We start from the raw sequence: 7,011 nt of genomic DNA, 5'->3' as shown, positions 1-7,011 counted from the left end.
TGTTTCTATATGTATCAAGATAAGAAAAGACACGATTCTGACTCCGTCAAAATCGCCTAAAAATCTGGCGAAACCGCCATCTTTTTAAAAACCAAAAACCCAAAAACAAAAAAGAAGCCAGTAATATACTAGCTCCTCAAAAATAAACCCAATCTTATATTTCTTTACTTGCAGACATGAAGGAAGGGTCCCCCATTAAAATTCTAACCAAATAGACTATTTTTTATAACATCACTCTTTCAATGATCACTCTTCCACAATCTAGCATATGATAACAAGAATTCTGATCTCCCCATTATCAATCTTCGTTTCATAAAAAAGCAATTTGATTTTACAATCAGATTGCTTTTCCCCATTAAGAACCAATAACATAAAATGTTTTTCTTAATAAAAAATCCAAAACAGCCATAAGTTATAAAAAAAGCCCGCAAATATTAAAAGCATCCTGCTTATGTTCAGGGTGCTTTTAACATTTGATTTTAATCAAAACAAAAAGGAGTCAGCAAAGTGCCGGCTCCTAAAGACCTTTTCGCATACGCAAGCGTTGGAGGTTCCCCATTAAAATTCTAACCAAAATCATTATTTTTTATAACCTCGATCTTTCAATGATCACTCTTCAGTAAACTCACATATATTAGAGTGAGTATTGAAACCCCATCGTTAATACTCACCAACCTCCATAAATTTCGTTTTTATAAAAAGCAATCAGATTTAAAAAGTCAGATTGCTTTTCATTTCAGAAAAATCCACACCACTTATACGCATCAACATATAGTAAAAAGCGCACTTGTCATCTTAACAAAATGAATTCGGTTCGACATCCTCAGCATGAGAAGGTCAGCGTCCTAAAAAAATTTCCCCTCAGGGGGAGATTTTTTTTATTTTTTCACTCTTTTTCACAAACATTCATACCTTAAAGAATCATAACCTATTACTGACGACTAGAGCATTCAGCTAGTCGTTATTTTTTATGCAACCTGACTAAACCTGACATTCAAAATACAACTGTCGTCACCCGCCCACGAAAATGGTGGGATTGAAAAAGAGACAAGCAGAAGAGCATAGAACAAGTAAGGTCATTTCATGGCGATCAGTCCGACCTTCTTGGCCATTGCTATTTATGCGTTCCTGCCGACTGTAACCAGTGGAAATATCACGTTTAATCAAAAACCTAATAGTTTACGTGTTATTTCCAAGTGACTACACATGATATTTCCACAAAAAAACAGACCCGAAAGGTCTGTCAATTTTCATTCATGTTACAAATCGAATACGATACATCATGTTGCATTCCTTGAAGCAACAGAAACGCTGTTATCTTGCGTCGCTAAACCATAAACCGGCGCAACAGCCACAGCTAAAATCAAAACGGCAGCCATAATTTTTTTAAACGTCATATTCAAAATCGCCCCTTTGAATCAGTTTCTGAACTTGGATCATCTTCCTGTAAAAAAATACAGAATCATCCAATCGTTCTATGTCATTATAAAATCTTCCAGCCTCTAAAGCTAGGTCTTCTAAATAAGGATAACCACGACTATATAAAAGTTGATCAAATTTTTGATTGACTTCAACACTAGGCGAAACCGTCACATATAACTCATGAAGCACATTAAAAAGATCGACAAACATATAATCATCATACTTTTCAGCATAGCTTTTTCCCTTCACACAATAGTCAAGAGCTTCTTCCTTTAGTCCCTGCTTAAAGAAAATGATGGCTAAATCATAACAAGCTTGTACAACCTCTTTAGCTCCGATCTTCTCGCCTAACTCTAATGCACGTTGGTAATATACTGTTGCTTTCGCAACATCATCTTGTTTATTAAAACAGTTTCCTAAATTCAACAAACCCTTAGTCGTAATGTAATCATGGCCAAGTGCAATAGATTCCTGTAAAGCTAGTTTCAAATGGGGAAGTGCCTTCTCATAACTGACCAGATCATCATAATTTCCCGCAATTACGAATCTACACTGGATTAACCTAACTTGATATATACTGTGTGCCTTATAAGCATGATACGCCTGTTCAACATAATACATAGATAGATGTGTTTGCTTCATGTGATAAAAGATTTCTCCCATTTTGAAAAAAAACTCCGCACGCTCCAATTCATCAGCTACTTTATCAAGTTTTCTTTCAGCATAGCGATAAAATGTAATAGCTTTTATGTACTCCCCTTTAGAAAACTCATACATCCCTCTGAAGAAATTGAAGTAGTACTCCATAATACCAGTAAGCCTTTTTCCTTCACCTTCGACAGCTCTCAAATAATCAGCTTTGTTGACAGTATTTTTTGATGGATTTACGTATTCAAGCATCTGTTCATGGCGAAATTCCATTAGCTGAAAATAAAGAACAACCTGTTCGTTTTCCTCCATCAAATCCAGCTCATTCTTAACTTCGTTACGGAGAATCTCTGCATCTGTCACATTCAACCTTTTGATATGTTGATACCACTCATTAATCTTCTGACCAACCACAGGCGCTGCAATAGTTCCCATACCATCAATCCCCCGATACATCGCTTTTTTATGTTAAATCCTAGCACATGAAATACGACTATAACTTGCTTGCGTTTCCATTTTTGAAAATTTTCGGTATCTCGCAAACGTTTTTTAAATGAATTCAGCAGACAAAACCAAAAAACGCATTTAAATCCCTTATAAGCGTTTTTGACTCATTCCCCTACTTCAATTACCCGAACAAAAATAAAAGCGTTCAGAATCGAATCTGAACGCTCTCAACGGCATTTTTAAAATTCACATCATATTTTTTTATACGTTTTATTTTCATCTTGCGTACTACCCCCCTGTTAGCATGGGGGGTTCTCGTTTGGCTCTCGGTGCTTCGCTTTTCGTTGCCACTCAGGCGACTACCGCCGCCTTTTCGCTTCGCACCTTCGCCAAACAATCAGATGAATAAATCCTCTCTTATTCTATCATCTCCACCAAATTTTTTCATCAATCTCCCAACGGTACAATGCCCTGGCATTCTGTTTTGAACGGAGAGAAAACACACGTGCAACTTTTAGGTGCATAAGTGGGCACTGGTTCTCCAATGACTCTTTTTGGGCTCTGCCCAAACCCGCCAACGGTCAGCCCGTTGGATCGCAAATATTCAAACCCCCTACCCCCGATCTTCGGGGGATGCCCCTTCGGCTGGCGCAAACAAACGGGGTTTGTTTGAATCAATAGGCTTTGGATGTAGTGAATGAGTCAACTCCTTAATGCTCACTTTCGTTCCGCTTACCGTTGACTCATGCCGAATGTTTTTCACTCCATTTTTTAAACAGTAACGCTCCTTTTGAGTGCACACCTTTCCGAAACAACACAAAACAAACACGAACTTAATTCATCCATTATTGAACCCTTGTTGCGACTGATTTTTTTGCAAAACGTTACCTTTCTTTGTGTGCAGTGCGCTCCTTTTCAAACACAAAACGTTAGCAAACTTTCGTGAAAAAACCCTCGTTGGCTTTTCTAAAAACACGCGCATTTTTTGGTGCGTATAACTGGGCACTTTGACAAGTGATTGACAACTGGTCGATCATTTTCCATCACTGATACGCCAGTGACCGGCTCGTTTTTCAGTAGTGATCGGGAAGTGATCACCTCAAAAATCGCCACTGCTGCAGGAGTGATTTCCACCACTTCTTTGGGGTCATTTTTTTGCTAGGCTTTGCCTAGTTCCACACCATAAGTGGGGACAAAAACCCCTTATGCTCTTCTCACTTTTCCTTTTTATGGTGTGGCAGATTTGCCGTTTCTGACACATCACCGCATTTTTCTCCTAAAAAAAGGTGTGTCAGTTTTTCATTTTTAGGCACATTCTTTTCAAAAATTGCAACCGCCACGAAACAAATCACCCTGTGATTTCAAGCATGAAATGGTTGCAGTTTTCCCTTATGCTCTTTTCACCTTTTCCGAAATGTCTCCAGCGACACTTATCAAAATTTTTCTCTTTCAACCCGCTACGCAAAACAAAAACATTTTGCCTTTTGATCTAGGAGGGCGTAGCGTATACCGTAGCGAATGAATCATAAAGAGGTGAACCCGCTATGAAACCCGAAACCTACCTTTCTTCACAAGACATTGCAAACAAGCTCAATGTCTCCAGCGTCACGATACGCAAATACGCCGCCATGCTTGAGAAAAACGGCTATAATTTCGCCAGAGACACTAAGGGATGGCGTCAGTATAATGAGTCCGATTTATCCGCTATGGAGTATATATACACACACTCTAAATTGAGTGGTAAATCACTAGAAGAAGTAGCCAAACTTGTAGCGACCTTGTATCGGTCAAACTTGTCCATATCGGATACCGCTACACCGCTACAAGATGTCAATGTCGCCGATCTCATTCAAAGACACGAGGAATTCAATCGGGCCATCCTAAAACGACTCGAACAATTTGAAGAACAACAAAAAAAGCGAGATGAAAATCTCATGCTCGCTTTGAAAGAATCCATTGAAGCAAAAAAAATGATTGCTGCTGCTCAACAAAAAAAGTGGTGGCAATTTTGGAAATAGGACACCCATGAAAATGGCGCACTTATACACACCCCTGTGTGAGTGCTAAAATCTCTCGATTTCCGTCAAGCGTGTAAAGAAGAAGCCGACTTAATAGCCAGCTTCTTCTGATTCTTCAAACCACAATGCAATGAACAGCAAAGTACAAATAATGAATGCTCCTAAATCCATCACATGAATTACAATCGTCATCACATTCACCTCCACAGTGAACGGATTCTACCACAGAAATTTTCATCATAACGAAGCTCTAAAAAATAAAAAAAATGATTGCGGACACCGCAACCAAAAAAGAAATTTTCTTAAATCTATCTTAAATCCATTGTTTATCCAATTAACACAAGATAATCTATATTTTGTTATTCAATTGAATTTCTAATAAACTATAAGGAGTATTGAACATGGTAAAAAAAATAATTTCCACACTATTAGCTCTATCCATATTTACCTTTGTTTTACAAGCACCAGTAAAAGCAACAGAAAACGAAACTATTGTAATTAACACAAATGATTTCGTATCATCTGAAGGAGAAGAAATAAATCCTGATCAACTTGCAGAAACAAAATTTGCCATTCCACTTCCTTTCTTCTTCATTCCAGGATTAGGACAAGTAGCCGTATTAGCAACTGGGGCTGTCATTGTAGGTGGTATGATATTTTCTTCAAACTCTTGGGAAGCTCAAGTTGTTAAACATCATAAAATGACAGCAAATGAATACATCTCTAAAAACAGAAAAGCATCAATCCGAAATAAATTTCCAACAGAATACTTAAACAAAACAATAGATCAAATTAACAAAGATGCAAGCAAAGGAATTAAAAAAGCAAAAACAGCTAAAAAACTTTTGACAGACAACAGATTTAAAAAAGATACTAAAAAGAAAAAAAAGAAATAATTAACGAAAAGGTGATCAAACCATGCATGAACTTTATTCTGCAAAACTATTATTTGAATTCATCCCTTCACCTAAAGTTAGACCTGATAAAGTATTTGAAGAGAGAATCGTCCTAGTTAAAGCAAAAGATCAAAATGAGGTAAAAAAAATTATAGAGAAAAGCTTTCCAGATGAAACATCTGGAAACGGAGACTATGGACAAACAACAACAAAATTAGTCTCAATTCTAGATATTTTTGAACTTGTAGATAATTTAGAAAAAGAACCTTTGCATTTAAGTGAGGTATATAGTCGCCATCTTATATTTGATAAAGAAACGTCTCCAGAAGAAGCAATTGAAAAGTACTCCCTAGACAAATAAAAATTGCATACAAAAAAGCAGGCTCTAATCAGCCTGCTTTTTTAATTGATTATGTAGTTCTTAATCCCAACATGCCAACGAGCCATGACCTCAAACGTCTCATTGGCCACATCATCTTCATCTTCTTCAATCCGAACAAGATCCCCGTCCTCGGCATCCGTCAAATTCAGTTCCTTATGAATATCTTTCAAGATCCCGCCGTAGCCGATCAGCCGCCTGGCATTTAATGCATCATCCAAATAATAGACCGTATCAAGATTTTCCTCGGTCACTTCATTTCCACGTATGATATCAGTATCCTTAACAGGATACTTCGAGATTTCAAGAATAGCCTTTTGTTCTTCCATCTCTTTACGCACTTCTTGTTCAATCGCTTCCGCATCAATGTTCTTTTTTCCTTTGACCCGCTGCACATGCACAATCGGTGTGTAATCCATTTTCATTGCCCTTTTCCAAAGGCTTGTCCATTCTGCTTGTTTAATATAAGATTGCCCTCTAAAATAGCTCTTCTTCACAGGAATTAACACATGAAAATGCGGATGATATGTATTCTGTTCATGATTTTTTGTAATCTCTAAAGCTCTGAAATAACCGAGTACAGAAGAGTCCACTTTTTTATACTTCATCAATCTATTAAAGCCTTTCATCATATCCGAAATGGTCTGTTTCAGATCATCGCCCTCAACGTTTTTCACTGTCAACGTGAGGAATATCCATGAAGGCTTATACTGCCTGTTCGCTTCTTCCACGATCAATTTATTATGACTCGCAATTTTTAGCGATCGTCGCCACGCACACATCGAGCATAACCTCACTTTACAGAAATAAGTATTTGATAATCGTAGCCTGCCTGTTTCAATATCTCTTCTAAACACAAGACACTCTGCACAATTACATACTTTTTCAGCTTTTTTTCCGTAATAAGGTGCACCGGTACGCTTTTCAAGTCCTTCATAATGAGCCGCCACAAGCGACGACCTCATCTTTTTTCCTCTCCAATCCCGCTTTTTACCTGTTGCGGTTTTATCGTCAAGGATGCTATAATTTGATTCATCTGAATATGTCAAAGTCAAAAAACTCCTTCTGAAGCTAGTTTGATCTCTAGCTATCTATTATTTTAAGTGTGGTAACTTAATAATAACAGAAGGAGTTTTGACGTGTCAAAGTGCTTTTAAACCCTTGACACCACTGGATTTACCGTACTTTTTGAAAATCTCAT

Annotated in this window: 5 protein-coding genes; 3 read left to right on the top strand and 2 right to left on the bottom strand. The window is 37.5% G+C overall.

Translation table 11 applies throughout. The annotated features are described in order from the left end of the window. Positions 1 to 1,386: 1,386 nt before the first annotated feature. Positions 1,387 to 2,505: a response regulator aspartate phosphatase gene (locus MHI11_RS20865; RefSeq protein WP_011116798.1), complete on the bottom strand. Its 1,119-nt coding sequence runs from the start codon at positions 2,503 to 2,505 to the stop codon at positions 1,387 to 1,389. A 1,556-nt stretch (positions 2,506 to 4,061) separates the two neighbouring features. Here MHI11_RS20865 and MHI11_RS20860 point away from each other — a divergent pair. The 3 genes from MHI11_RS20860 to MHI11_RS20850 all read left to right on the top strand — a co-directional run bounded on the left by MHI11_RS20860 (position 4,062) and on the right by MHI11_RS20850 (position 5,792). Further along, positions 4,062 to 4,535: a DUF3967 domain-containing protein gene (locus MHI11_RS20860; RefSeq protein ID WP_340962416.1), complete on the top strand. Its 474-nt coding sequence runs from the start codon at positions 4,062 to 4,064 to the stop codon at positions 4,533 to 4,535. A gap of 401 nt (positions 4,536 to 4,936) precedes the next feature. Next, positions 4,937 to 5,431, top strand: coding sequence for a hypothetical protein (locus tag MHI11_RS20855; protein ID WP_340962415.1), 495 nt, complete (start codon positions 4,937 to 4,939; stop codon positions 5,429 to 5,431). 22 nt (positions 5,432 to 5,453) lie between these two features. Further along, positions 5,454 to 5,792 (top strand): DUF4288 domain-containing protein, encoded by a 339-nt coding sequence (locus MHI11_RS20850; protein WP_340962414.1) that lies wholly within the window; start codon positions 5,454 to 5,456, stop codon positions 5,790 to 5,792. A gap of 41 nt (positions 5,793 to 5,833) precedes the next feature. Here MHI11_RS20850 and MHI11_RS20845 read toward each other — a convergent pair whose 3' ends face one another. Next, positions 5,834 to 6,859, bottom strand: a complete 1,026-nt coding sequence (locus MHI11_RS20845) for a protein rep (RefSeq protein WP_340962413.1) — start codon at positions 6,857 to 6,859, stop codon at positions 5,834 to 5,836. Positions 6,860 to 7,011: the final 152 nt, after the last annotated feature.

It is taken from the genome of Bacillus sp. FSL K6-3312 (assembly GCF_038007485.1).
GTDB lineage: Bacteria > Bacillota > Bacilli > Bacillales > Bacillaceae > Bacillus > Bacillus pumilus.
Note: the sequence above shows the minus strand (reverse complement) of the source record. Positions and strands in the feature narration are given on the sequence as shown.